We start from the raw sequence: 26353 nt of genomic DNA, 5'->3' as shown, positions 1-26353 counted from the left end.
TGGGCACCGGCAGGGTCCCGCCGGTGCGTACACGAGCGAGAGAGGGCCGGGCCCGGATCATGACGCGGGTTTCGCTACTCGTCGGTAGTGAAGTGGGTCACAGCGGCATCGGCGCAGCTCAGCTGTCGAATCCGAGCCCCAGCCGGTCCATGGTCCGCAGCCACAGATTGCGGTGTCCGCCATGGCTGTCGGCACGGGCCAGGGACCGCTTGGTGAGCTCGATACCGGCCCAGGCGAAGGGCTCCGGCGGGAACGGCATCGGCTTGGAGCGGACCATCTCCAGCTCGGTCAGCCCGGTGCGCTCGCCGGACAGCAGATCGAGCATCACATCCGCCCCGAAACGGGTCGCCCCGACACCCAGCCCGGTATATCCGGCGGCATACGCGACGCGCCCCTGATGGGCCGTCCCGAAAAAGGCGGAGAAGCGGGAACAGGTGTCGATGGCACCTCCCCAGGCATGCGAGAAATTCAGCCCGGAAAGCTGCGGAAAACAGGTGAAGAACTGGTCCGCGAGCTTCAGGAAGGTCTCCGGGCGCTGGTCCAGATCGGCGCTGAGCCGGCCCCCGTACGGATAGATCGCGTCATAGCCGCCCCACAGAATGCGATGGTCCGCGGAGAGCCGGAAATAGTGGAACTGATTGGCGCTGTCGCCGAGTCCCTGACGGTTCTTCCAGCCGATGGAGGCGAGCTGCTCGGGGGTGAGCGGTTCGGTCATCAGCGCGTAGTCGTAGACCGGCACGGTGTAGGGGCGGACCCGCTTGACGAGCGAGGGGAAGATGTTCGTGCCGAGCGCGACCCGGCGGGCGAAGACCCGCCCGTAGGGGGTGCGTACCGCCATTCCGGAGCCCGTACGGGCGAGTTCGAGGGCACGGGTGTGCTCGTGGATCCGTACGCCGAGGCCGAGGCAGGCCTGTTTCAGGCCCCAGGCCAGCTTGGCGGGGTGCAGCATCGCGACCCCGCGCCGGTCCCAGAGCCCGCCCAGGAAGGTGGGTGAGTCGACCTCGGCGCGCAGCGCGTCGCGGTCGAGGAATTCCAGCCCGGTGAAGCCCCGTTCCGTGGCCTCCCGGTGCCATTCCCGCAGCTCTTCGAGCTGGTGCGGTTCGGTGGCGACATCGATCTCGCCGGTCCGCTCGAACTCGCAGTCGATGCCGTAGCGGGCGACGGCCGCCTCGATGGCGTCGAGGTTCTGTGCGCCCAGCTCCTCCAGCCTCCCGATCTCGTCCGGCCAGCGCTCCAGGCCGTTGGGCAGGCCGTGGGTGAGGGAGGCGGCGCAGAATCCGCCGTTGCGCCCCGAGGCGGCCCAGCCCACCTCGTGCCCCTCGATCAGGACGACATCGCGCTGGGGGTCGCGCTCCTTGGCCAGGAGCGCGGTCCACAGTCCGCTGTAGCCGCCGCCGATGACGAGCAGGTCGGTCCGTTCGTCGCCGGTGAGGGCGGGGAGCGCCTGTGGCCTGGCGGGGTCGTCGAGCCAGTAGGAGACCGGCTTCGCGCCGGAGAGGGATTGTGCGGCACTACGCATGGCAGCTGGGGCCATGGTTTCCAACTCCTTCGGGACTTTCAGTTCTTCGCGCTGTTCTTCCGCCGGTTCGCGACGAGCTGGCCGGCGAGTACCACCAATACCGCAATGACGAACATCGCGGTGCCGATGACGTTGATCTGCACGGGCGTGCCGCGCTGTGCCGATCCCCAGACGAACATGGGGAAGGTCACGGTCGAGCCCGCGTTGAAATTGGTGATGATGAAATCGTCGAAGGAGAGCGCGAAGGCGAGCAGCGCGCCCGCGGCGATTCCGGGGGCCGCGATCGGCAGGGTCACCCGGACGAAGGTCTGGACGGGCCCCGCGTAGAGGTCGCGGGCCGCTTCCTCCAGCCGCGGGTCCATCGACATCACCCGTGCCTTGACCGCCGTCACCACAAAGCTCAGGCAGAACATGATGTGGGCGATCAGCACGGTCCAGAAGCCCAGCTCGGCGCCCATGTTGAGGAAGAGCGTGAGCAGCGACGCGGCCATGACGACCTCGGGCATCGCCATCGGCAGGAAGATCAGCGAGTTGATCGCGCCGCGCGCCCGGAAGCGGTAGCGGACCAGCGCGAAGGCGATCATCGTGCCGAGCACCGTCGCGCCGACGGTGGCCCAGGCGGCGATCTGGAGGGAGAGCGAGAGCGAGCCGCACAGGTCGGCGACCCCGCACGGGTCCTTCCAGGCGTCCAGCGAGAACCGCTGCCAGGCGTAGTTGAAGCGCCCGTTCGGCTTGTTGAACGAGAACACCATCACGACGATGTTCGGCAGGATCATGTACGCGAGGGTCAGCAGACCCGCGATGACGATCAGATTGCGGCGAAGCCAGCGCAGTACGGGCATCAGACCAGGTCCTCCGTCCCGGAGCGGCGGATGTAGACGGTGACCATCAGCAGGACGATCGCCATGAGGATGAACGAGAGCGCGGCGGCCGTCGGATAGTCCAGGACCCGCAGGAACTGGGTCTGGATGACGCTGCCGACCATCTTGGTGTCGGTGGAGCCGAGCAGTTCCGCGTTGACGTAGTCACCGCTGGCCGGGATGAAGGTCAGCAGGGTCCCCGAGACGACCCCCGGCATGGACAGCGGGAACGTCACCTTGCGGAAGGTGGTGGCGGGGGTGGCGTACAGATCGCCGGCCGCCTCGTGGAGCCGGCCGTCGATCCGCTCCAGCGAGGTGTAGAGCGGCAGGATCATGAACGGCAGGAAGTTGTACGTCAGACCGCAGACAACGGCCATCGGGGTGGCCAGCACACGGTTGGACTCGGTCCAGCCGAGCCAGCTGGTGACGTCCAGGACGTGCAGGGTGTTCAGGACGTCGACGACCGCGCCGCCGTCCGCGAGGATCGTCTTCCAGGCCAGCGTACGGATGAGGAAGCTGGTGAAGAACGGGGCGATGACCAGCACCAGTACCAGGTTGCGCCAGCGGCCCGCCTTGAACGCGATCAGATACGCGAGCGGATAGCCGAGCAGCAGGCACAGGATCGTGGCGGTGCCCGCGTAGAGCAGGGAGCGGATGAACTGCGGGTAGTAGTCCCGCAGCGCGTCCCAGTAGGTCGCGAAGTGCCAGGTGACCTCGAAGCCCTTCTCCAGGGACCCGGTCTGTACGGAGGTCGACGCCTGGTAGACGAGCGGCAGGGCGAAGAAGACGACGAGCCACAGGATGCCGGGGAGCAGCAGCCAGTACGGGACGAGCCGCCTGCGGGTGGAGGGCTTGCGGACGGAGGGCTTGCGCGGCTGCGGCTCGGCGGTCTTCGCGGGAGGCGCGTCGGTGACACTCACGCCGCGTCCTCCACGCTCTCCACACCGGCGTCGATGTCCTGGTCGGCCCCGAGGCCGAAGGTGTGGGCGGGGTTCCAGTGCAGGACGACCTCGGCTCCGGGGGCGAGCCCCGCGCGCCGCTCGACGTTCTGCTCGTAGACGTGGAGCGCCTGGCCCGTGGCGCTGCGCACCACGTACTGGGTGGAGACGCCGATGAAGCTGGAGTCGACGATCTTGCCGGTGACGCGGTTGCGGCCGTCGGCTATGGAGCCGGCGTCGTCGGCGTGCGCGAGGGAGATCTTCTCGGGGCGGACGCCCAGGAGGATCCTGCCGCCGTTCTCCGCCGGGGCCGAACACCGGCCGCCGGGCAGCCTGAGCTTCCCGCCGCCCGCCGAGACGACGAGGTCCTCGCCGGTGGAGAGGATCTCGCCCTCGATGAGGTTCGAGGTGCCGAGGAAGTTCGCGACGAAGGTCGTCCGCGGGTTCTCGTACAGATCGGCGGGTGCGCCGAGCTGTTCGACCCGGCCGCCGTTCATCACCGCGACGGTGTCGGCCATGGTCATGGCCTCTTCCTGGTCGTGGGTGACATGGACGAACGTGATGCCGACCTCGGTCTGGATCCGCTTGAGTTCCAGCTGCATCTGGCGGCGCAGCTTGAGGTCGAGGGCGCCGAGCGGCTCGTCGAGCAGGAGCACCTGCGGGTGGTTGATGAGCGCGCGGGCCACGGCGACGCGCTGCTGCTGGCCGCCGGAGAGCTGGTGCGGCTTGCGGCGGGCGAAGTCGCCGAGCTGGACGAGTTCCAGCATGTCGTCGACCTGTTTCCGCACGGACTTGATGCGGCGCCGGCGCAGTCCGAAGGCGATGTTCTCGGTGATGTCCAGGTGCGGGAAGAGCGCGTAGCTCTGGAAGACGGTGTTGACGGGCCGCTTGTAGGGGGGCAGGCCGGTGATGTCCACGCCGCCGAGCGAGACGGTGCCGGTGGTCGCCTCCTCCAGGCCCGCGATCATGCGCAGGGTGGTGGTCTTGCCGCAGCCGGACGCGCCGAGCAGCGCGAAGAAGGAGCCCTGCGGAACGGTCAGATCGAGCGGCTGTACGGCGGTGAAGGAGCCGTAGGTCTTGCTGATCCCGGAGAGGCGGACGTCGCCGCCCGCTGTCTGCTGCTGTGTCATGGGTCGCGGTCCCAGTGTGTTCGGGGGAGAGATCGGGGAAGGGGGCGCACGAGGGGCCCGCCGGCACGGGAGGCGCCGGCGGCCGGCTCAGGCTCCGATGAGCTTGGCGAACTTCTCTTCGTACGCCGTCTCTTCCTCCGTGCTCAGCGAGCGGAAGGAGCGGGACTTCGCCGCCATCTCCTTGTCGGGGAGGATCAGGGTGTTGGAGGCCATCGACTCGTCGATCCGGGCGAGTTCGTCGCGTACGCCGTCGACGGGGCACACGTAGTTGATGTACGCGGCGAGCTGGGCGGCGACCTTCGGCTCGTAGTAGTGGTCGATGAGCTTCTCGGCGTTGGTCCGGTGCCGGGCCTGCGCGGGGACGAGCAGGTTGTCGGTGGAGGTGATGTAGCCGGCGGCCGGGATGGCGTACTCGATGTCCGGGTTGTCGGCCTGGAGCTGGATGATGTCACCGGCCCAGGCGACACAGGCGGCGATGTCGCCCTTGCTCAGATCCGCGGTGTAGTCGTTCCCGGTGAAGCGGCGGATCTGCTTCTTGTCGACGCCCTTCTGGATGCGCCCGATCGCGGCGTCGTAGTCGGCGTCGGTGAAGTTCCCGGGGTCCTTGCCCATGTCGAGCAGCGTCAGCCCGACCGAGTCGCGCATCTCGGAGAGGAAGGAGACCTTGCCCTTGAGCTTGGGGTCGTCCAGCAGCTGGGTGATGGAGTCGACCTTGCGGCCGCCGGTCGCCTTCACGTTGTAGGCGATGACGGCGGGGATGCCGGTCCAGGGGTAGGAGTAGGCACGGCCCGGGTCCCAGTCGGGGGTGCGGAACTGGGAGGAGAGGTTGGCGAACGCGTGCGGCAGGTTCGCCGGGTCGAGCTTCTGCACCCAGCCGAGCCGGATCATGCGGGCGGCCAGCCAGTCGGTGACGCAGATGAGGTCGCGCCCGGTGTCCTGACCGGCCGCCAGCTGCGGCTTGATCTTCCCGAAGAACTCGACGTTGTCGTTGATGTCCTCGGTGTACTTGACCCTGATCCCGGTGCGTTCGGTGAACGCCTCCAGGGTGGGGCGGCCCTTGTCGTCCTCGCCGACGTCCATGTATTCGGTCCAGTTGGAGAAGGTGACCTGCTTCTCCTCGGCCGAGTGGTCGTCGGAGGACGCCGCCCCGCCGTCCGCCCGTTTGGCGGGCGGGATACCGCACGCGCCGAGCGTGCCGAGCCCTCCGAGCGCGAGTGCGCCCATGCCGGAGGCGCGCAGCAGTGAACGGCGGGTGAGGGCGCCCCGGCCGGTGGTCAGGCTCCGCCTCATGGCCGCCAGCTGAGGCGGTGAGAGGCGGCCGGGCTCGTAACTCTCCATACGCGTTGCCCTTTCGGGTGGGTGTGGCCGCTGGTCGGCGGCGGCTGCTATCGGTCCCCGAAGATCGTGCGGTGCCAGTCCTTCCGGGCCACCGCGGTGTTGTCGTACATGACGTGCTTGACCTGCGTGTACTCCTCGAAGGAGTACGAGGACATGTCCTTGCCGAAGCCGCTGGCCTTGTATCCGCCGTGCGGCATCTCGCTGATGATCGGGATGTGGTCGTTGATCCAGACACAGCCCGCCTTGATCTCGCGGGTGGCGCGGCCCGCGCGGTACAGATCGCGGGTCCAGGCGGAGGCGGCGAGCCCGTAGGGGGTGTCGTTGGCCAGGGCGATGCCCTCGTCGTCGGTGTCGAAGGGCAGCACCACCAGGACCGGGCCGAAGATCTCCGACTGGACGATCTCGCTGTCCTGCGCGGCGTCCGCGATCAGGGTCGGCCGGTAGTAGGCGCCCGCGGCGAGGTCGCCGCCGGGTGCCTCGCCGCCGGTGACGACGGTGGCGTACGCGCGGGCCCGCTCGACGAATCCGGCGACCCGGTCGCGCTGGGCGTGGCTGATCAGCGGGCCGAGGTCGGTCGACGGGTCGAAGGGGTCGCCGAGCCGCACGGTCTCCATCAGCGCGGCGACCTCCCGCACGAAGGTGTCGTACAGCGGGCGCTGGACATAGGCGCGGGTGGCGGCGGTGCAGTCCTGGCCGGTGTTGATGAGCGCGCCGGCGACCGCGCCGTTGACCGCGGCTTCGAGGTCGGCGTCGTCGAAGACCAGGAAGGGGGCCTTGCCGCCGAGTTCGAGGTGGAGGCGCTTGACGGTGGAGGTGGCGATCTCCGCGACGCGCTTCCCGACGGCGGTGGAACCGGTGAAGGAGGTCATCACGACGTCCGGGTGGCCCACGAGGTGCTCGCCCGCGTCCTTGCCCGCGCCCGTGACGACGTTGATCACCCCGTCGGGGATGCCCGCCTCGGTGGCCGCCTGCGCGAACATCAGCGAGGTCAGCGGGGTGATCTCGGCGGGCTTCAGCACGATGGTGTTGCCCGCCGCGACGGCCGGGAGGATCTTCCAGGCGGCCATCTGGAGCGGGTAGTTCCAGGGAGCGATGGAGCCGATGACCCCGATCGCCTCACGGCGTACGTAGGAGGTGTGGTCACCGTCGTACTCGGCCGCGGACCTGCCCTCCAGATGCCGGGCGGCGCCCGCGAAGAACGAGGTGTTGTCGATCGTGCCGGGCACGTCGAACTCGGTGGAGAGCTTGACCGGCTTGCCGCACTGGAGCGACTCGGCGTACGCGAAGTCGTCGGCCCGCTCGGCGAGGACCGCCGCGAACCGGTGCAGCGCCTCGGAGCGCTCGGCCGGGGTGGCACCGGACCAGCCGGGGAAGGCCGCGCGGGCGGCGGCGACAGCCGCGTCCACGTCGTCGGTACCCGCGAGCTCGTAGCGGTGGACGGTTTCGCCCGTCGCCGGATTCACCACTTCGTGGTGGCGTCCCGATGTACCGGGAAGCAGTTCGCCGCCGATGAACTGCGCACCCTTCGCGAAGTGGTCCTGCACCTGGATGCCGTTGCCCATGACGTTCTCCTCCGCCGCGTGCCCGCTGGGCGGGACCGGCGTAGATTCTTCGTGAATTGAGTGCCGATCCTGACAGAGGGACCTGAGCCCAACAAGTGATTCCGTTGTTGCCTTTTGGTTACGCGACGGAATCTGTCGACCATGTGTCGTGTCGGTGCGGAAATCCCCGTACGGAGTGTCAGTGGCGGATGCCAGACTCACCTGTCATGGAACGGATTGATGACCTTCTGGCCGGTCTGGCCCGCGGGAGGCGGGTGAAGTACCTGCCGTTCTGGGGCCACCGCCCCCGTCCCGACGGCACCCTCGGACCGAGTTGTCTCAGCCAGTGGTGGCCCTCGCCGTTCACGGTGGATTCGGTGACCTACCCGACGGCCGAGCACTGGATGATGGCCGGCAAGGCGCGGCTCTTCGGCGACGCGGCGGCGGAGCGTGAGGCCCTGGAGGCGAGCAGCCCGGCGGCGGCGAAGAAGGCCGGCCGGCTGGTGCGCGGCTTCGACGAGGACACCTGGGTGCGCGAGCGCTTCCCGCTGGTGGTCGAGGGCAGCGTCCACAAGTTCGGCCAGGACCCGGACCTGTGCGAGTTCCTGCTGAGCACCGGGGAGCGGGTGCTGGTGGAGGCGAGCCCCATGGACCGGATCTGGGGCATCGGCCTCGCCGCGGACGACGAGCGGGCGGAGCGCCCGCAGCAGTGGCGCGGGCTGAATCTGCTGGGCTTCGCGCTGATGGAGGCGCGGACGCGGCTGCGCGACCGGGACGCGGCATGACACCGCCGCCCGTCCGGGTCCGGGAATCACTCCCGGCCCCGCACGGGCGGCGACGGCCGATACGGGCCGGCCGGTGTACGGGCCGGCCGCGCGGTGCCCCCCGTCCTACCGGGTGACGTCGACGACCAGGGACGTGGCGAAGGGGTCGTCCTCGTAGATGTCCTCGCCGCTGCTGGACTCGCCGCTGGCCACGGCCCAGATGAGGAAGCCGAGGAACGCGGCGCCGATCAGGGTGCCGATCGATCCCAGGATGATCCCCGCGAGTGCCATGCCTCCGTTGTTCGCCTCACCCCGCTGCGCGCGGCCCCGGCCGATGATGCCGAAGGTCAGCGCGAGGATGCCGAGCAGGGCGCCGACGCCCCACATGCAGAAGGCGACCACCGAGATGATGCCGAGCACCAGGGCGGCGGTGCCCAGGCCGTTCGACGGCGCCGGGCCCCAGGCGGGCTGGCCGCCGAAGGCGTTGTACCCCGGGTAGCCGCCGTACGGCTGCGCGGGCGGTGCCGGGTAGCCGTAGTGACCGGCGGGCGGACCGGGCGGACCCGGCATCTGTCCGGGGCCGTTCGGAGCGATCGGCGGCGGCGGTACGTCGGCGGGCGACGGGCCGAAGCCACCGGTGCCCGGGACCGGCCCGCTCCCCGCCACCGGTATCGGTCCGGTCCCCGCTGCCGGTATCGGACCGGTCCCGTCCCCGGGGCCCGTTCCGGCGCCCGGCATCGACGTCACCGTCGGCTGGTCGTGCACTGCGGGCGGACGGGCGTCGGCGGGCTGCTTCCCCAGATCCACCCTGCTGTCCGGCGGCGCCCACGGATCGCGCGGCGCGGGTCCGCCGCCGGGCTGCTCTCTGTTGTCTGACATGGGCCTCCCCCATCGTGGTCCCGTCATGCTACGGCCCGGCCCCGGGCCACCGGGCCCCGCCTACGATGATCGGTGCAGCCGGTGAGCCCGGCCGAAATCCTTGAGAACCGGGAGATGTCCCATGACCGATCCGCACCCCTTCATCGCGGGGCTGCCCAAGGCCGAGCTCCATGTCCATCACGTCGGATCCGCTTCGCCCCGCATCGTCGCCGAGCTCGCCGCGCACCACCCGGACTCCCGGGTCCCCACGGACCCGGAGGCGCTGGCCGACTACTTCACGTTCACCGACTTCGCCCACTTCATCCAGGTCTATCTCTCCGTGGTGGACCTGATCCGCACCCCCGAGGACGTCCGGCTGCTGACCTTCGAGGTCGCCCGGGACATGGCCCGGCAGAACATCCGGTACGCGGAGCTGACCATCACGCCGTTCAGCTCGGTCCGGCGGGGCATCCCGGAGCAGGGCTTCATGGAGGCCATCGAGGACGCCCGCAAGGCCGCCGAGGCCGAGTTCGGGGTCGTCCTGCGCTGGTGCTTCGACATCCCCGGCGAGGCCGGGCTCGTCTCGGCCGAGGAGACCGCGCGGCTGGCGGTGGACCTGCGGCCCGAGGGGCTGGTCTCCTTCGGTCTGGGCGGACCGGAGATCGGGGTGGACCGCCCGCAGTTCAAGCCCTACTTCGACCGGGCCATCGCCGAGGGCCTGCACTCCGTGCCGCACGCCGGGGAGACCACCGGACCGGGGACGATCTGGGACGCGCTCACCTCGCTGCGCGCCGAGCGCATCGGCCACGGCACCAGCGCCACCCAGGACCCCGCGCTGCTGGCGCACCTGGCCGAGCACCGGATCGCCCTGGAGGTCTGCCCGACCTCGAACATCGCCACCCGCGCCGTCGCCGACATCGAGCGGCACCCGGTCAGGGAGATGGTGCGGGCGGGCGTCCTCGTCACCATCAACAGCGACGACCCGCCCATGTTCGGCACCGACCTCAACAACGAGTACGCGGTGGCGGCCCGCCTCCTGGACCTCGACGAGCGGGGGATCGCCGATCTCGCGAAGAACGCGGTTGAGGCGTCGTTCCTCGATCCGGCCGGCAAGCGGAAGCTCGCCGCCGAGATCGACACATACACGGCGAACTGGCTGGAGACTCCCGGCCGCTGACCCCCAGTGGTCACAATGGCCCCATGGCCAAACCTTTCTCCAGCACCGGCGCCGTCACCGCCGTGGGGCATCGCGGCGATCCCTACCGGCTCCGCGAGAACACCCTGCCCTCGATCCGCTCCGCTCTCGCACGGGGGGCGGACGCGGTCGAGATCGATGTCAGGGTGACCCGTGACGGGGTACCCGTACTGCTCCACGACGCCACCCTGGAGCGGCTGTGGGGCCACGACCGCCGGCTGGAGCGCCTCGATCACCGGGAGCTGCTGGAGCTGACCCGCGGCCAGGTGCCCACCCTGCGCGAGGCGCTGCTCGCGGCGGGGGCGCACCGGGTGATGGTCGACCTGCCCGGCGCCACGGACACGTCGGTACGCAGAATCGTCGGGGTGGTCCGCGAGTGCGGGGCGGGCGAGCGCGCCTATTACTGCGCGGGCGCCGGGGCGATGCTCCAGGTACGGGCGGCGGACCCGTCCGCCGAGATCGCGCTGACCTGGACGACGCTCGCCCCGCCGCGCGCCACGCTGCTGGAGGCGGTGAAGCCGCGCTGGCTGAACTACCGGTTCGGACTGGTCAGCCGGGAGCTGACGGACCGTGCGCACCGCGACGGGCTGCTGGTCTCCGTCTGGACGCCCGACACGAAGCGCTCGATGCGCCGGCTGATCGCGCGGGGCGTCGACTCGATCACCACCAACCGGATCGACGCCCTGCACAGCCTGCTGACCAACTCCCCCACCAGCGACGTTTCTTGATCCGTCCGGCATGATGGGCAGTGCCCGCATCGCCCGTGATGCCCGGCCCGGCACCAGAGGAGCAGACGTGACCGATCCCCGCAAGCCCTCCGATCCCGCCCGCATCCGTTCCGACATCGCCCACAACGCCCGGGTGTGGAACTACTGGCTGGGCGGCAAGGACAACTATCCGGTGGACCGGGCGGTCGGCGACCAGGTCACCGGCATGTACCCGAGCATCGGCGAAGTGGCGCGCGCGGACCGGGCGTTCCTCGGCCGCGTCGTGCGGCATCTGGCCGGCGACGCGGGCATCAGCCAGTTCCTGGACATCGGCACCGGTCTGCCGACGTTCCACAACACGCATGAGATCGCCCAGCACACCGCGCCGCACTCGCACATCGTGTACGTCGACAACGACCCGATCGTGCTGGCCCACGCACGGGCCCTGCTGACCAGCTCGCCCGAGGGTGCCACCGAGTACATCGACGCGGACGCCCACCACCCCGAGCAGATCCTGCGGGCGGTCGAGCCGACGCTGGACCTGAAGCAGCCGGTCGCGGTGATGATGCTCGGCATCCTGAACTTCGTGCTGGACACCGGCGAGGCCCTGTCCATCGTGCGCAGGCTGATGGACGCGATGCCCGCGGGCAGCTATCTGGTGCTCACCCATCCCACTCGGGAACTGGGCGGTGAGGGCAACGAGGCGGCGATGCGCTTCTGGAACGAGAACGCCACCCCGCCGATCACCGCGCGCAGCCGCGCCGAGTTCGCGGAGTTCCTGACCGGTCTGGAGCTGCTGGAACCGGGCATCGTGTCCTGCTCCCGCTGGCGCCCCGAGGAGGGTGCCGAGTCGCCCGAGGTCGCCCAGTTCGGCGCGGTGGCCCGCAAGCCCTGACGCCGGTACGGGGGTCCGGCGGCGGCTGCGGGGGCTCCGGCCCCCGGGCCGCGGCCGCCGGCCCGGATCAGAGGCCGACGATGGAGTTCCACTTCTTCGCGAAGCCGGTGCGCTCCTCCGACGTGATGTCCCGGGCGATCGCCAGCCGTGCACGCATCGCGTCGTCGGGGAAGATCAGCGGGTCCTCGGCGAGCGCGGCGGTCTCCTCGTCCTTGGCGGAGGCCAGGATCTCCCGGGCGGCCGGGACCGGGCAGACGTAGTTGACCCAGGTGGCCAGTTCGGCCGCGACCTCGGGCTCGTAGTAGAAGTCGACCAGCTTCTCCGCGTTGCGCTTGTGGTGCGCGAGGTTGGGGATCATGAGCGACTCCGCCCAGAGCTCGCCGCCCTCCTCGGGCACCACGAACTCGATCTCCGGGTTGTCGGCCTGGAGCTGGATGACATCGCCGGAGTAGGCCTGACAGGCGAGCACATCGCCGGTGGCCAGGTCCTTGATGTAGTCGTTGCCGGTGAAGCGGCGGATGTGCCGGGACCTCACCCGCTTCTCCACCTGCTCGCACACCGTGTAGAAGTCGTCGGCCGTCCAGCGGGTGACGTCGACCCCGTTGCCCTGCATCAGCAGCGCGAGCGACTCGTCCAGTCCGGACAGCAGCGTCACCTTGCCGCGCAGATCGTCGGCCCACAGCTCGCTCGTGTGCCGGATCTCGCGGCCCAGCCGCTTGCGGTTGTAGGCGATGCCGGTGATCCCGGACTGCCAGGGAACGCTGTGCCGCCGCCCCTCGTCGAACGCGGGCGTGCGCAGCTGCGGGTCCAGGTACGTGGCGACATTGGGCTGCTCGGCCCGGTCCATCTCCTGCACCCAGCCCAGGCGTACGAAGCGGGCGGCCATCCAGTCGCTGATCACGATGAGGTCGCGGCCGGTCTGCTGGTGGTTCATCAGCGCCGGACCGATCTTCCCGAAGAACTCGTCGTTGTCGTTGATCTCCTCGGTGTACGTGACGGAGATCCCGGTCCGCCGTGTGAACGCGTCCAGGGTGGGCCGCTTCGACTCGTTCTCGTCGTCGGTGTCGATGTAGAGCGGCCAGTTGGCGAAGTGCAGGGAGCGGTCACGCTCGGAGCTGTCGCGGCCGGCCCGGTCCCCGGGCTCCACATAGGCGGCGGGCACGCCGCAGCCGGCCAGCGTGGCACCGGCCGCTCCCGCCCCGAGGGCGCGCAGCAGGGAACGGCGGGACATGGGATTGTTCGGGATCGCTCGCACGTCCGCAGGATGCCGTTCGGCGGGGCGGCGGGCAATGGACCAACCGTCCAGCGGCACCCGCCCGGTCCGCACACCCTGTCGATGGCGCGGACGGCCGGTGATGGTGCGGACGTCGCCGATGGTGCGGACGTCGGCGATGACGCGGACGCCCGGCGCGCCGGGCCGCCGCCGTACAAAACGGCCGCGCGGCGCGGAACGGCCCCGGGCCGGAGCCCGGGGCCGTCATCGATGCGGACGCCGTTGCCGGTGCCGATACGGACGCCGCGCATCGGCGGCGTCCGCCGATGTGACGTCAGTCGAGCGACGTCATCACGTGCTTGATCCGGGTGTAGTCCTCGAAGCCGTACGCGGAGAGGTCCTTGCCGTAGCCGGACTTCTTGAACCCGCCGTGCGGCATCTCGGCGACGAGCGGGATGTGGGTGTTGATCCACACACAGCCGAAGTCGAGGCTCTTGGACATCCGCATCGCGCGGGAGTGGTCCTTGGTCCACACCGAGGAGGCCAGCGCGTACTCGACGCCGTTCGCGTACTCCACGGCCTGGGCCTCGTCGGTGAACGACTGGACCGTGATGACCGGGCCGAAGACCTCGTTCTGGATGATCTCGTCGTCCTGCTTGAGGCCGGAGACGACGGTCGGGGCGTAGAAGTAGCCCTTCTCGCCGACCCGGTGGCCGCCCGCCTCGACCTTGGCGTGGGCGGGGAGCCGCTCGATGAAGCCGCTGACCTGCTTGAGCTGGTTGGCGTTGTTCAGCGGGCCGTACAGCACGTCCTCGTCGTCCGGCTGCCCGGTCTTCGTGTCGGCGGCGGCCTTGGCGAGCGCGGTCACGAAGTCGTCGTGGATCGACTCGTGGACCAGGACGCGGGTCGCGGCCGTGCAGTCCTGCCCGGCGTTGAAGTAGCCGGCGGCGGAGATGCCCTCGACGGCCTTGGCGATGTCGCTGTCCTCGAAGACGACGGCGGGCGCCTTGCCGCCGAGCTCCAGGTGGACGCGCTTGACGTCCTTGGCCGCCGACTCGGCGACCTGCATCCCGGCCCGTACCGAACCGGTGATGGAGGCCATCGCCGGGGTCGGGTGCTCGACCATCGCGCGGCCGGTGTCACGGTCGCCGCAGATGACGTTGAAGACGCCCTTGGGGAGGATCTGGCCGATGATCTCGGCGATCAGCACGGTCGACGCCGGGGTGGTGTCGGACGGCTTGATCACGACGGTGTTGCCCGCGGCGAGCGCCGGGGCGAACTTCCACACGGCCATCATCATCGGGTAGTTCCACGGCGCGACCTGCGCGCAGACCCCGACCGGCTCGCGGCGGACGATGGAGGTGAGGCCCTCCATGTACTCACCGGCCGAGCGGCCTTCGAGCAGCCGGGCGGCACCCGCGAAGAAGCGGATCTGGTCCACCATCGGCGGGACCTCGTCGGTACGGGTGAGCCCCAGCGGCTTGCCCGTGTTCTCCGACTCGGCCGCGATCAGGTCCTCGGCCCGCTCCTCGAACGCGTCCGCGATCTTGAGCAGGGCCCGCTGGCGCTCGGCGGGCGTGACATCACGCCAGGCGGGGAACGCCGCGGCGGCAGCGTCCATGGCGGCATCGACATCGGTCGGGCCGGAGAGCGGCGAGGTCGCGTAGACCTCTTCCGTCACCGGGTTGACCACATCGATGGTCCGCCCGTCCGCGGCGTCCCGGAACTCTCCGTTGATGTAGTTGCGCAGACGGCGCACCTCGGTGGTCACAACCACCCCTCCTGTCGGCTGTCCGATGGGTGAGATGTCCACCCTAATCGGTCCGGTGTCGCTTTCGACATACCCAACCACCGGCAACTTCGGATTCAGTGATATCCGGACCCTCAAACAACGAATTTCATCGATCTGGGGTTGCGAGACAGACGAGTCCCGGTGCATGGTGAGTGCGTGGCCAGTCGCAGCGCAGACTCCAGGACAGGGAACGGATCGCCCCCGGCGGTCGATGCCGTCTCCCTCGCGATCATCGAGCAGCTCCAGGAGGACGGACGGCGTCCGTACGCCGCGATCGGCAAGGCGGTCGGCCTCTCCGAAGCGGCTGTGCGCCAGCGTGTCCAGAAACTGCTCGATCAGGGCGTGATGCAGATCGTCGCCGTCACGGACCCTCTCACCGTGGGCCTCCGGCGCCAGGCGATGGTCGGCATCAATGTCGAGGGTGACCTCGACCCCGTGGCCGAGGCCCTGTCGGCCATGGCCGAGTGCGAGTACGTGGTGATGACCGCGGGCTCGTTCGACCTCATGGTGGAGATCGTCTGCGAGGACGACGACCACCTGCTGGAGACGATCAACAAACGCATCCGGGCGATACCCGGCGTGCGCTCCACCGAGAGCTTCGTCTACCTCAAGCTCAAGAAGCAGACCTATATGTGGGGAACCCGATAGCCGTGAGCAAGGACCTCAGCCGAACCGCGTACGACCACCTGTGGATGCACTTCACCCGCATGTCGGACTACGAGAACGCCCCCGTTCCCACCATCGTGCGGGGTGAGGGCACCTACATCTACGACGACCAGGGCAAGCGGTACCTCGACGGCCTCTCCGGCCTGTTCGTCGTCAACGCCGGCCACGGCCGCCGTGAGCTGGCCGAGACGGCGTACAAGCAGGCGCAGGAGCTGGCCTTCTTCCCGGTGTGGTCCTACGCCCACCCGAAGGCCGTCGAACTGGCCGAGCGACTGGCGGACTACGCGCCCGGCGACCTCAACAAGGTCTTCTTCACCACCGGCGGCGGCGAGGCCGTCGAGACCGCCTGGAAGCTGGCCAAGCAGTACTTCAAGCTCCAGGGCAAGCCGACCAAGTACAAGGTCATCTCACGCGCGGTCGCCTACCACGGCACCCCGCAGGGCGCCCTGTCGATCACCGGGCTGCCGGCCCTGAAGGCCCCCTTCGAGCCGCTGGTCCCCGGCGCCCACAAGGTGCCGAACACCAACATCTACCGCGCCCCGCTCTTCGGCGACGACCCGGAGGCCTTCGGCCGCTGGGCCGCCGACCAGATCGAGCAGGAGATCCTCTTCGAGGGCCCGGAGACCGTCGCCGCGGTCTTCCTGGAGCCGGTGCAGAACGCCGGCGGCTGTTTCCCGCCGCCGCCCGGGTACTTCCAGCGGGTCCGCGAGATCTGCGACCAGTACGACGTGCTGCTCGTCTCCGACGAGGTCATCTGCGCCTTCGGCCGCCTGGGCACGATGTTCGCCTGCGACAAGTTCGGCTATGTGCCGGACATGATCACCTGCGCCAAGGGCATGACCTCCGGGTACTCCCCGATAGGAGCATGCATCGTCTCGGACCGGATCGCGGAGCCGTTCTACCGGGGCGGCAACACCTTCCTGCACGGCTACACCTTCGGCGGCCACCCGGTCTCCGCCGCGGTCGGCCTCGCCAACCTGGACATCTTCGAGCGCGAGGGCCTCAACAAGCACGTCCTCGACAACGAGAACGCGTTCCTCACGACGCTGCAGAAGCTGCACGACCTGCCGATCGTCGGCGACGTCCGCGGCAACGGCTTCTTCTACGGCATCGAGCTGGTGAAGGACAAGGTCACCAAGGAGACCTTCACCGACGAGGAGACCGAGCGCGTCCTGTACGGCTTCCTCTCCAAGGCGCTGTACGAGAACGGCCTCTACTGCCGGGCGGACGACCGCGGCGACCCGGTCGTGCAGCTCGCGCCGCCGCTGATCTCCGACCAGTCGACGTTCGACGAGATCGAGGGCATCCTGCGGGGCGTCCTGACGGAGGCCTGGACAAAGCTCTGACCTGCCTCACGTCCTCTGGATGATCAGCGTCCAGCGGTCATTTCATACGGTCCACCTGGCCCGGATGCACCCGTTCGAGTGAGAAGGGGCGCATCCGGGCCACGTGCTGTACGCACACCCCGGTCCGACTCCCTACGGTGCCGAGTGACCGATCGGCCGCGTCTTCGTTCCCCCGTACGGGGGAACGGGAAAACTGATCTGAACCGAGGTGTTACGCCATGGTGGCCCCGCCGGACAACGACGTGATCTGGGCGCGTTCCCTGCACCACTCCCACAACGGCTCGCCCGGCCTCGACGGTGTCTCCCTCGGCATCCGCGACGGCGAGATCCTCGCCGTGACCGGCGCGCGCGGCAGCGGGAAGACGACCCTGCTGCACTGCCTCTCCGGCCGGCTGGTGCCCCAGCAGGGCGAAGTCTGGTTCAACAGCGTCCCCGTGCACACCATGGGGCCCCGGCTGCGCGAGCGGCTGCGGCGCGACCGCTTCGGCTGGATCGCCTCCGACCCCCAGCTCGTCCCGGAACTGACCACCTGGGAGAACGCCGCCCTCCCGCTGCTGCTGCGCGGCGTACCGCACCGGACCGCCAAGAAGGCCGCGCTGGAGTGGCTGGACCGCCTCGACATCGGCGCGTCCGCCAGGAAGCGGCCGCACGCGCTGCTCCAGGCACAGCGCCAGCGGATCTCCGTCGCACGGGCCCTGGCCGCGTCCCCGTCCGTGATCTTCGCCGACGAGCCGACCGCCACCCTGCACCGCGCCGACCGCACCCAGCTCCTGCGCACCCTGACCACCGCGGCGCGCTCGCACGGCATCACCGTCGTGCTGGCCACGCACGACGCGGAGATCGCCGCCCTCGCCGACCGCACCGTCGCCCTGCTGGACGGCCGCCGGGTCGCCACCGTCACTCTGCCCGCCGTATCGGATACGGAAGGCCGCTCGGCGTGCTCGCTCTCCGTCTAGCCCGCGGCAGTCACCCACTGGTGCTGATGCGGCGGCTGCTCGTGGCCGCCGCATCGGCCGGGGTCGGCTTCCTGCTGCTCTGCACCCTGGGGTACGCCTCCGGGCACCCGGCGCAGGCCACCGGCTCCGTGCTCCGGCTGCTCTGGTGCTTCGTACCGCTGGCGGCCACCGTGCAGTTCGCGGTCGCGGTGGCCCGTACGGACCCGAGCACCCGCCCGCGCGCCGGGCTGTCGGCCGTCGGTCTCGGCCCGGTCCGGCTCTCGGTGCTCGCCGCGGTCTCCACCGCCGTCTCCACCACTCTCGGCTCGATGGTGGCCCTGCTCCTCTTCCTCCATCTGCGCGGCGATCTGACCGGCCTGCCGTTCGACGGCAGTGCGGCGGAACTCCTCGGCGCGAACGCCCCCTTGCCGCTCGCCGCCGCGCTCACCCTGCTGGTCCTCGTACCGCTGGCCTCGTCGGCCGCGAGCGCGCTGGCACTGCGGAACCGGCCCCCCGCCACGGCCGAGGAGACCTTCGAGACACCGGAACCGTCCGCTCCGGCACCCGCTCCGGCCGGGCTGCCCTGGGGCGTTGCCCTGACGGCCGCCGGTCTCGCGGTCGAGGCGTACGCGAGCCGCGGCTCGGCCGGCCACGCGTTCCCGCTGCCCGGCAGGCTGGATTCCACCCCGGCGGCGGTGCTGGCCGGCTGGGTCCTCACCGCGATCGGCCTGGCCATGGCGGGCCCCGGAGTCACCCACCTCTGCGGGCGGCTGCTCCAGGCGGTGCGCCCCGGCGCCGTACGTCTGCTGGCGGGCCGGGTCCTGATGGACGAGGCGCGCCGGATCGGCCGTCCGCTCGGTGTGGTCTGCGCCGTGCTCTCCGCGGGGATCGCGGCCGCGACGCTGTACGGGACGGGCCCGCGGCCCTACGGCCCGCTGACCGCGCTGGGTGCCGTGCTCGTTCTGGGCTGTACGACGGCGACGCTGCTGACCTCGGCGGTGGAGGCCAGGAACGCCCGCGCCCACACCGCCGAAGCGCTGCTCAGGATGGGTGCCCCGGCCTCGGCACTGCGGTCCGCGACCGCCCTGCGCGCGGGTGTGCTGCTGGTCGTGTTCGCCCCGTTGACCTGGGTGATCGCGGAGCTCGCGGCACTGCCGCTGACCGCCTGACCGGCTGCCCCACGACGGACCGGGGCGGCTCGGCGCACGGGGCGGGACGCAGCCCACACCCCGGGCGGTCACGGGCGAAGGAGCGCCGCCAGCGTGTCGTACGCCCGGTCCCATCCCCAGTCCTCGCGCACCCAGGCCCGGCCCTTCTCCCCCATCGCGGCGGCGGCCTCGCGGTCCCGCAGCAGGCCGACGAGCCGGGCGGCGATGGCCGGAACGTCCCGCCCGTCGACCAGGTGCCCCGTCTCCCCCTCGCGCACGGTGTCCGGCGCACCGCCCGAATCCCCGACGAGGACGGGCAGCCCCGCCGCCGCGGCCTCCAGGAAGACGATGCCGAGGCCCTCGACCTCCAGGCCGCGACGACGTGTGCGGCAGGGCATCGCGAAGACATCGGCGGCCGCGTAGTGGTCCGGCATCGCCGTATGGGGCTGCCCGCCCGCCAGGATCACGGCGTCCCCGACCCCGGCGGACCTGGCCAGGCGGTGCAGGGTGCGCGCGTACGGTCCGTCCCCGGTCAGCAGGAGTACGGTGCCGGGAACCGCCCGCCGCACGGCCGGAAGCGCGCGGATCAGCATGTCCTGGCCCTTGCGCGGAACGAGCCTGGCGGCGCACAGGATCACCGGCCTCCCGCCCAGCCCGTACCGCTCCCGGACGCTTCCGGGGCCGCCCCGCGCCCCGGACCGTACCCGGAACACCTCCGTGTCGACGCCCGGGGCCAGGCGCACCATCCGGCGGGCGGCGGCGGGCCCGAGCGCGGCGGCGATCGGTGCCCGGGTGGCCGCGCCGAGGTAGGTCACGGCATCCGTGCGCTCGCCGATCAGGCGCAGCAGGGACCGGGAGCCCGGGGTGCGGGCCCACCAGACCTCATGGCCGTGGGTGGTGGCGACGGCCCGCCGCACCCCGGCCTCGCGGCGCAGCCGGTCCGCCATCAGGCCGAGCGGCGCGGCGGCCCCGAACCACACACTGTCGCAGCCGTGGCGGCGGGCGAGTTCCGCGGACCGGGCGGCGACGCGGGCGGTGGGCAGCAGCATCCGGGCCGGATCACGGATCACGGGGTACGCGAGGGCCGCGTCATGGGCGGCGGCGCCCGGTTCGGCGGAGGTGTGGACGACGACGGAGCCGGCGGGGAACCGGCTGGTCATGGCGTGCACGAAGGTCTCTATGCCGCCTTGACGCGGTGGGAAGTCATTGGTGACGACGAGGGTGCGGTGGCGGGACAACGGAGTGCCTTTTCTCGTACGGGTGGTGGGGGCCACTGCGGCGGCTACGGCGACGGGGCGGGGACAAGCGCGGGGACGGGCGAGGGCGCGGCTGGGCAAGGACGGGGTGGGCGAAGGGCGGGGGCGAAGGGCGGGGGCGGGCGAAGGGCTGAGGGCTGAGGGCGCCGCACCGTGAGTGGTGCCGCTGTGCCCATGAGTCCGAGGCTAGGAGCGGCGGGCTCACGGGGCGTCACACCACCGTCCGGTCCGGGGACTCAACCCGTGGCATGAGACGGGACGGGGAATTCCACCCCTGCTCCGATGCGTCTCCACCCGGTGGTGACGAAGAATCACGGCATGAGCAGCACGCCCCGGGCCGTCCCGGCCACTCCGGCGGGACCGGCCCCTCCGGCCGCCCCGGCAGGGCCGGCAGACCCGGCAGACCCGGCAGACCCGGGAGGCCCCACCCCGCGCCCGCCGGCGGCCCGCCGCGCTTCCCCGCAGGTGCGGCAGCGGGCGCCCGAGCGGCTGCGGCAGCGGGTGCGCCGCTGGTCGGCGGCGCCCGCGTACCCCCGGCTGACGGGTGCCGCGCTGACCCTCTTCGCGCTCGTGGAGCTGGTCATCGTGCCGGGCTCGGCCATCACGTCCTTCGGGGTGCTGGTCTGTACGGCGTCACTGATGTGGCGCGGTTCCCGGCCCGCCGTCGGCTTCCTGACCGTCGGCGCGGCACTGCTCAGTTTCGCGACCGACGGCAATCTGTCGTACGCGACGACGGCCGGTGCCGTCATCGGCTGCTACACCCTGGGGCGCCACCGTGTGCAGCATCCGGCACTGCTCGTGCTCGGAGGGGCGCTGGCCTCGCTCACCGTCAATCTCGTCCATATCGACCGGTGGGCACGCGCGGGATCCCCCGGGCTGCCCGCGCTCCAGGGCAGTGACCGCTTCAGCCTCGGGCTGTACGCCGAGACGCTGGCGCTGACGGTCACGATCCTGGGAGCGGTGAGCATGGGGGACGCGGTGCGGTCCCGCGAGGAGACCCGGAACGAGCGGGCCGCCGCCCAGTCCCGGCTGCTGGCGATGGAGCGCCGACAGGCGGCCGAGGCCGAACGGGCCGCCATCGCGAGGGAGTTGCACGACATGATCGCCCACTCGGTCTCGATGATCGCGGTGCAGGCCGAGAGCGCGACGTACACGACTCCCGGGCTCTCACCGCCGGCCCGGGACGCGTTCCAGCAGATCGCCGGGACGGCCCGGTCCTCGATGACGGAACTGCGACGGCTCCTGGGGGTGCTGCGCACGGACAGCGGAACGGCCCCGGCCGCGCTGACCGCTCCACAGCCGTCCCTGGCCGGCGTCGGCGAGCTCCTGGAGCAGCACCGGGCGGTGGGCGGCACCGCCGAACTGCGGGTCAGCGGTGAGCAGATACCGCTGCCGGCCTCCTGGGAGCTGTCGGCGTACCGGATCGTGCAGGAGGCTCTGACGAACACCCGCCGCCATGCGCCGGGTGCCCACGCGGTCGTGGAGATCGGCTACCGTCCGGGCCTGCTGACGGTACGGATCGGTGACGACGGTCCGGGCCCCGCCCCCGCCGGTGCCGGAGCTGACGACGGCATCGGCCATGGCCTGGTGGGCATGGGGGAACGGGCCGCCCTGCTCGGCGGCAGACTCACCACCGGCCGGGGCCCCGCCGGTGGCTTTCTCGTGGAGGCGGAACTGCCGTGGTGATCCGGGTTCTGGTGGCCGACGACCAGGCGGTCGTCCGGACGGCGTTCTCCAGCCTGCTGAACACGCAGGAGGACATCGAGGTGGTCGGCGAGGCCGAGGACGGGGAGCAGGCGGTCCGGGGCGCCGCCGAGCACCGGCCCGATCTGGTGCTGCTCGACATCCGGATGCCCCGGCTGAACGGCATCGAGGCGGCGCGGAAGATCGTCGCCGCGTCGGAGGGCGCCACCAGAGCGCTGATGCTGACGACGTTCGGCCTGGACGAGTACGTGTACGAGGCGCTGGCCGCGGGGGCGAGCGGCTTCCTGCTCAAGGACGCGACCTTCCCCGAACTGCTGCACGCGGTACGGGTGGTGGCCGACGGACACGCGCTGCTCTCGCCCGAGATCACCGGGCGGCTGATCGCGGAGTTCGCCCGGCAGCGGGTCTGCGCTCCCCCGGTCCGCGACATCGAGGGACTCACCGCCCGCGAGTGCGAGGTACTGGTACTGATCGCGCGGGGCCTGTCGAACGGGGACATCGCCGGCCGGCTCACCATCACGGACCACACGGTCAAGACCCACATCAACCGGCTGTTCGCCAAGATGGGACTGCGGGACCGGGCACAGGCGGTCATCCTGGCGTACGAACTGGGCCTGGTCGTCGCGGGAACGAGAGGGGCGTGATCGTGATGCCACCGTCGCACATCACTCCCGGGCCAGGACGACCGTCTCCGCCGCGTCGAAGCGGACTCCCACCACCGCGCCCTCCCGCGGGGTGTCCCGCAGCGCGCACTCCGCCTCCAGCACCGGGCCGCTGTCGGGCCTCAGCCGCACCGCCACATGGTTCCCCCGGAACGTCCCTACGCCGACCGTGCAGCGCAACCCGCTCTCCGGGGCGCCGATCCGCACCCCGGCAGGCCGGACCAGCACATCGCAGCGGCCCTGTGGTGACCCGCCGGGCACCGGCACCTTGCCCCACGCCGTGTCGGCGGTCGTGCCGGTCACCGTCGCGTCGACCACATTGTCGAAGCCCAGGAAGCGGGCGACGAACGCCGAGGCGGGCCGCTGCCAGACCTCCAGCGGCGTACCGGCCTGGGCGATCCGCCCGTCCCGCATGACGACCACCCGGTCGGCGAGCGCGAAGGCTTCGCCCTGGTCATGGGTGACGGCCAGCACCGTCGTACCCAAGCGGCCGAACAGGGTGCGCAGTTCGACGACGAGGCGTTCGCGCAGGCTGCGGTCCAGCTGGCCCAGCGGCTCGTCCAGCATCAGGAGCTTCGGGCGCGGGGCGAGCGCACGGGCGAGGGCGACGCGCTGCTGCTCACCGCCGGACAGCGCGGCCACCGCGCGGCGTGCCGCGCCGGGCAGCCCCACCAGATCGAGGAGTTCGCCCACCTCGCGGTCCGCCCCGGCCCGGCCGGCCCCGTGCATCCGCAGCCCGAAGGCCACATTGGCGCCGACATCCCGGTGCGGGAACAGCTGGTGATCCTGGAACATCAGCCCCAGCCCGCGCTTGTGCACGGGCACCCCCGACTGATCGGCCCCGTCCAGCAGCACCCTGCCGCCGTCCACCGCCTGCAACCCGGCGACGACCCGCAGCAGGGTGGACTTCCCGCTGCCGCTCGGCCCGAGCACACACACGATCTCGTGGTCGGCGACCTCCAGATCCACGGCGTCCAGGGCCGCCCGCTTCCCGAACCGGACCGTGGCCTCTTCCAGCCTCAGCATGCGCAGAACTCCCCATCCATCACTCAGAACTCCCCGGATCGATCGGTGCGGATGCGTTCGAGAAGCAGCAGCGACACCGCGCACACCAGCATCAGAATGGTGCTGAGGGCCATCGCCTGCCCGTAGTTGAGCTCCCCGGAGCGCCCCAGGAGCCGCGCCACGGCGACCGGAAGCGTCGGATTGTCGGGCCGCGCGATGAACACGGTCGCCCCGAACTCACCCAGCGACACGGCGAACGCGAAACCCGCGGCGACCAGCACCGCCCTGCGCACCAGCGGCAGATCGACCTCGCGCCAGGCCCGCAGCGGCGAGGCGCCGAGTACCGCCGCCGCCTCGCGCAGCCGCCCGTCCACCGCACGCAGGACCGGCAGCATGGTCCGTACGACGAAGGGGACGCCCACCAGCGCCTGGGCCAGCGGCACCAGGATCCAGGACGTCCGCAGGTCGAGCGGCGGCTTGTCCAGGGTGATGAGGAATCCGAAGCCGACGGTGACGGCGGACACCCCGAGCGGCAGCATCAGCAGGGCGTCGAAGCCACGCGCGAGCCGCCCCGCCCGCCGGGTCAGCGCCGCTGCGGCGAGCCCGCCGACGACAAGGGCGATGACGGTCGCGACCAGCGCGTACTGGAGGGAGTTCCAGATCGCTTCGAGGGGGGCGACCAGGAAGGTGGAGCCGCCGGCCCCGGCGGACTGGAGCGCCCGGTAGTAGCCGAAGCCGTATCCGCCGGGCCCGTCGAACGAGCGCTCCACCAGCACGCCGAGCGGCAGCAGGATCAGCAGCAGGATGGTCAGCAGCACCCCGCCGAGCAGCGCCCACTGTCCGGCGCCGCGCGGGCGGCGGGCCGTCTGCGCGGGATCGACCAGCTTCAGCGCGGTCTCCCGGCGCCGTACCGTCCAGGCGTGCACGGCGAGAATCCCGCCCACCGCCGCGAACTGCACGAGGGTCAGTACGGCCGCCGTCGGCAGGTCGAGCAGTTGCGCGGTCTGCCGGTAGATCTCCACCTCCAGGGTGGAGTAGGCCGGACCGCCGAGGATCTGCACGACGCCGAAGGAAGTGAAGGTGAACAGGAAGACCATCAGCGCCGCGGCGGCCACGGCGGGCGCCAGCGCGGGCAGCGTCACCCGTCGCCAGGCGGCGAACCGTCCGGCGCCGAGCACCCGCGCGGCCTCCTCCTGCCGGGGATCGAGCTGCGACCAGAGCCCGCCGACGGTCCGTACGACCACCGCGTAGTTGAAGAAGACATGGGCCAGCAGGATCGCCCACACGGTGGTGTCGAGCCGTACGCCCCACAGTTCGTCGAGGAAGCCGCCGCGCCCCAGCAACGCCAGGAACGCGGTGCCGACGACCACCGTCGGCAGCACGAACGGCACGGTGACGACCGCCCGCAGCAGTTGCTTTCCGGGGAAGTCCAAGCGGGCGAAGACATAGGCGCCGGGCAGGGCGATCAACAGGGTGAGCCCGGTCGAGGCGCACGCCTGCCAGGTGGTGAACCAGAGCACGTCCAGGATGTCCGGCCGGGCCAGTACCTCACCGATCCGGCCGAACTGCCAGCTGCCCCCGGACTTCAGGCCGCGGCCGACGATGGCGGCGACGGGGTGGGCGAAGAACAGCGCGAAGAACGCGACGGGTACGGCCATCAGGCCGAGCCGCACCGCGTTCCCGCGCCGGTCGCCACCGGGCCGCCCACCGCCGGACCGTCCACCGCCGCGGCGAGCGGCGGAGGCCCCGGCCCCTGCCGCCTCGCCTACTTCACGACGAGCGAGTGCCACGACTGGACCCACTGCTCACGGTTCTCGGCGATCTTCTCCGGAGCCACGGTGACGGGCTTGTCGATGGTCGCGCCGAACTTCGTGAAGAGCTCCGGCAGCTCCGCGTCCTCGGCGACCGGGTTCACGAACATGTTCAGGGGCATGTCCTCCTGGAACTTCTTGCTGATCAGGAAGTCCAGCAGCGCCTTGCCGCCCGCCTCGTTCTTCGCGCCGGTGAGCAGCCCGGCGAACTCGATCTGCCGGAAGCAGGTGCCGGTGGCGACCCCGGTCGGGGCCTCGGCCGGCTGCGGCTTCGCGTACAGCACCTCGACCGGCGGGCTGGAGGCGTAGGAGACGACGAGCGGCCGCTCCGCCTTGGCCTTCTTCCCGCCCGCGGAGCCGGAGAACTCCTCGTTGTACGCCTGCTCCCAGCCGTCGACGACCTTCACGCCGTTGCTCTTCAACTGCTTCCAGTAGTCCTGGTAGCCGTCCTCGCCCTTGTCGGCGATGGTGCCGAGGAGGAAGCCCAGACCGGGAGAGGAGGTCGCGGCGTTCTCGGTGACGAGCAGGTTCTTGTACGCGGGCTTCAGCAGGTCGTCGAAGGACTGCGGGGGCGCGAGCTTCTTGTCGGCGAAGTACTTCTTGTCGTAGTTGACGCAGACGTCACCGGTGTCGACCGGAGTGACCCGGTGCTTGTCGTCCAGCTGGGTGCCGGCCGCGACCCGGTCCAGGCCCTTGGCCTCGTACGCCGTGAACAGGCCGTTGTCGAGGGCGCGGGAGAGCAGGGTGTTGTCGACGCCGAAGAAGACATCGCCGCGCGGAGAGCCCTTGGTCAGGATCTCCTGGTTGAGCGCGGCCCCCGCGTCACCGCTCTTGAGCACCTCGACCGTGTAGCCGGTCTCCTCGGTGAACTCCTTCAGTACGGATTCCGAGGCGTTGAAGGAGTCATGGCTGACCAGGGTCACGGTCTTGGAGCCGGAGCCCTTGGTACCGCCCGCTCCCGGCGAGGTGTCGTCGGAACTGCCGCAGCCGGCCAGCACCGTGACGCCGAGCGCAGCGGCGAGGGCCGTCGCCGCGTACTTCTTGGTGGTGTTCATGTGATTCCTCCTGGA

The 26353-nt window shown here is 70.9% G+C and carries 23 protein-coding genes; 10 read left to right on the top strand and 13 right to left on the bottom strand.

Annotated features, from left to right (window positions below; translation table 11 throughout):
• Positions 1–118: 118 nt before the first annotated feature.
• The 6 genes from OHA98_RS10010 to OHA98_RS09985 form a co-directional block, all read right to left on the bottom strand.
• On the bottom strand, positions 119–1534 hold the full coding sequence (locus tag OHA98_RS10010) for an FAD-binding oxidoreductase (protein ID WP_266924381.1): 1416 nt from the start codon (positions 1532–1534) through the stop codon (positions 119–121).
• 23 nt (positions 1535–1557) lie between these two features.
• A complete protein-coding gene (locus OHA98_RS10005) occupies positions 1558–2361 on the bottom strand; it encodes an ABC transporter permease (protein WP_266924379.1) in 804 nt (267 codons plus the stop codon).
• Positions 2361–3299, bottom strand: a complete 939-nt coding sequence (locus tag OHA98_RS10000) for an ABC transporter permease (protein ID WP_266924377.1) — start codon at positions 3297–3299, stop codon at positions 2361–2363. The genes OHA98_RS10005 and OHA98_RS10000 overlap by 1 nt, the downstream gene beginning before the upstream one ends.
• Positions 3296–4447 carry an ABC transporter ATP-binding protein gene (locus tag OHA98_RS09995; protein ID WP_266924375.1) on the bottom strand — a complete coding sequence of 384 codons (1152 nt, stop codon included), beginning with the start codon at positions 4445–4447 and terminating at the stop codon, positions 3296–3298. Before OHA98_RS09995 ends, OHA98_RS10000 begins: the two co-directional genes overlap by 4 nt.
• Before the next feature lie 87 nt (positions 4448–4534).
• Positions 4535–5785, bottom strand: a complete 1251-nt coding sequence (locus OHA98_RS09990; protein ID WP_266924374.1) for a PotD/PotF family extracellular solute-binding protein — start codon at positions 5783–5785, stop codon at positions 4535–4537.
• Positions 5786–5832: 47 nt separating this feature from the next.
• A complete protein-coding gene (locus OHA98_RS09985) occupies positions 5833–7347 on the bottom strand; it encodes a gamma-aminobutyraldehyde dehydrogenase (protein WP_266924372.1) in 1515 nt (504 codons plus the stop codon).
• Between the two features lie 206 nt (positions 7348–7553).
• Here OHA98_RS09985 and OHA98_RS09980 point away from each other — a divergent pair, with 206 nt between their 5' ends.
• Positions 7554–8111, top strand: coding sequence for an NADAR family protein (locus tag OHA98_RS09980; protein WP_266924370.1), 558 nt, complete (start codon positions 7554–7556; stop codon positions 8109–8111).
• A gap of 105 nt (positions 8112–8216) precedes the next feature.
• On the opposite strand, the gene OHA98_RS09975 is transcribed toward OHA98_RS09980, so the two are convergent.
• Positions 8217–8969 (bottom strand): DUF4190 domain-containing protein, encoded by a 753-nt coding sequence (locus OHA98_RS09975; RefSeq protein ID WP_266924368.1) that lies wholly within the window; start codon positions 8967–8969, stop codon positions 8217–8219.
• A 121-nt stretch (positions 8970–9090) separates the two neighbouring features.
• Between OHA98_RS09975 and OHA98_RS09970 the strand changes: the two genes are divergently transcribed.
• The 3 genes from OHA98_RS09970 to OHA98_RS09960 all read left to right on the top strand — a co-directional run bounded on the left by OHA98_RS09970 (position 9091) and on the right by OHA98_RS09960 (position 11745).
• The gene (locus OHA98_RS09970; protein WP_266924366.1) at positions 9091–10125 is read left to right on the top strand and encodes an adenosine deaminase; all 1035 of its coding nucleotides are present in this window, start codon (positions 9091–9093) and stop codon (positions 10123–10125) included.
• Between the two features lie 23 nt (positions 10126–10148).
• Positions 10149–10871 carry a glycerophosphodiester phosphodiesterase gene (locus OHA98_RS09965; protein WP_266924364.1) on the top strand — a complete coding sequence of 241 codons (723 nt, stop codon included), beginning with the start codon at positions 10149–10151 and terminating at the stop codon, positions 10869–10871.
• A 67-nt stretch (positions 10872–10938) separates the two neighbouring features.
• Complete coding sequence (locus OHA98_RS09960) at positions 10939–11745, top strand: SAM-dependent methyltransferase (RefSeq protein ID WP_266924362.1); 807 nt, start codon at positions 10939–10941, stop codon at positions 11743–11745.
• 67 nt (positions 11746–11812) lie between these two features.
• On the opposite strand, the gene OHA98_RS09955 is transcribed toward OHA98_RS09960, so the two are convergent.
• Both OHA98_RS09955 and OHA98_RS09950 read right to left on the bottom strand, forming a co-directional pair.
• Complete coding sequence (locus OHA98_RS09955) at positions 11813–12976, bottom strand: spermidine/putrescine ABC transporter substrate-binding protein (protein WP_266927837.1); 1164 nt, start codon at positions 12974–12976, stop codon at positions 11813–11815.
• A gap of 316 nt (positions 12977–13292) precedes the next feature.
• Complete coding sequence (locus tag OHA98_RS09950; RefSeq protein WP_266924360.1) at positions 13293–14729, bottom strand: gamma-aminobutyraldehyde dehydrogenase; 1437 nt, start codon at positions 14727–14729, stop codon at positions 13293–13295.
• 162 nt (positions 14730–14891) lie between these two features.
• Between OHA98_RS09950 and OHA98_RS09945 the strand changes: the two genes are divergently transcribed.
• The 4 genes from OHA98_RS09945 to OHA98_RS09930 all read left to right on the top strand — a co-directional run bounded on the left by OHA98_RS09945 (position 14892) and on the right by OHA98_RS09930 (position 18866).
• A complete protein-coding gene (locus OHA98_RS09945) occupies positions 14892–15398 on the top strand; it encodes an Lrp/AsnC family transcriptional regulator (RefSeq protein WP_266924358.1) in 507 nt (168 codons plus the stop codon).
• Entirely contained in the window at positions 15383–16762 is a 1380-nt protein-coding gene (locus OHA98_RS09940) for an aspartate aminotransferase family protein (RefSeq protein ID WP_266924356.1), read from the top strand. Before OHA98_RS09945 ends, OHA98_RS09940 begins: the two co-directional genes overlap by 16 nt.
• 218 nt (positions 16763–16980) lie before the next feature.
• Complete coding sequence (locus OHA98_RS09935) at positions 16981–17718, top strand: ABC transporter ATP-binding protein (RefSeq protein WP_266924354.1); 738 nt, start codon at positions 16981–16983, stop codon at positions 17716–17718.
• Positions 17700–18866 carry a hypothetical protein gene (locus OHA98_RS09930; protein WP_266924352.1) on the top strand — a complete coding sequence of 389 codons (1167 nt, stop codon included), beginning with the start codon at positions 17700–17702 and terminating at the stop codon, positions 18864–18866. The genes OHA98_RS09935 and OHA98_RS09930 overlap by 19 nt, the downstream gene beginning before the upstream one ends.
• A gap of 68 nt (positions 18867–18934) precedes the next feature.
• On the opposite strand, the gene OHA98_RS09925 is transcribed toward OHA98_RS09930, so the two are convergent.
• Positions 18935–20083 (bottom strand): glycosyltransferase family 4 protein, encoded by a 1149-nt coding sequence (locus OHA98_RS09925; RefSeq protein ID WP_266924350.1) that lies wholly within the window; start codon positions 20081–20083, stop codon positions 18935–18937.
• Positions 20084–20419: 336 nt separating this feature from the next.
• Here OHA98_RS09925 and OHA98_RS09920 point away from each other — a divergent pair, with 336 nt between their 5' ends.
• Entirely contained in the window at positions 20420–21787 is a 1368-nt protein-coding gene (locus OHA98_RS09920) for a sensor histidine kinase (RefSeq protein WP_266924348.1), read from the top strand.
• Positions 21781–22449, top strand: coding sequence for a response regulator transcription factor (locus OHA98_RS09915; RefSeq protein WP_266924346.1), 669 nt, complete (start codon positions 21781–21783; stop codon positions 22447–22449). Before OHA98_RS09920 ends, OHA98_RS09915 begins: the two co-directional genes overlap by 7 nt.
• Before the next feature lie 21 nt (positions 22450–22470).
• On the opposite strand, the gene OHA98_RS09910 is transcribed toward OHA98_RS09915, so the two are convergent.
• The 3 genes from OHA98_RS09910 to OHA98_RS09900 all read right to left on the bottom strand — a co-directional run bounded on the left by OHA98_RS09910 (position 22471) and on the right by OHA98_RS09900 (position 26338).
• Positions 22471–23493 carry an ABC transporter ATP-binding protein gene (locus OHA98_RS09910; protein ID WP_266924344.1) on the bottom strand — a complete coding sequence of 341 codons (1023 nt, stop codon included), beginning with the start codon at positions 23491–23493 and terminating at the stop codon, positions 22471–22473.
• A gap of 23 nt (positions 23494–23516) precedes the next feature.
• Positions 23517–25130: an iron ABC transporter permease gene (locus tag OHA98_RS09905; protein ID WP_266924342.1), complete on the bottom strand. Its 1614-nt coding sequence runs from the start codon at positions 25128–25130 to the stop codon at positions 23517–23519.
• A gap of 107 nt (positions 25131–25237) precedes the next feature.
• Positions 25238–26338, bottom strand: a complete 1101-nt coding sequence (locus OHA98_RS09900) for a thiamine ABC transporter substrate binding subunit (RefSeq protein WP_266924340.1) — start codon at positions 26336–26338, stop codon at positions 25238–25240.
• Positions 26339–26353 lie beyond the last annotated feature (15 nt).

The sequence above is a fragment of the Streptomyces sp. NBC_00654 genome (assembly GCF_026341775.1).
GTDB lineage: Bacteria > Actinomycetota > Actinomycetes > Streptomycetales > Streptomycetaceae > Streptomyces.
Note: the sequence above shows the minus strand (reverse complement) of the source record. Positions and strands in the feature narration are given on the sequence as shown.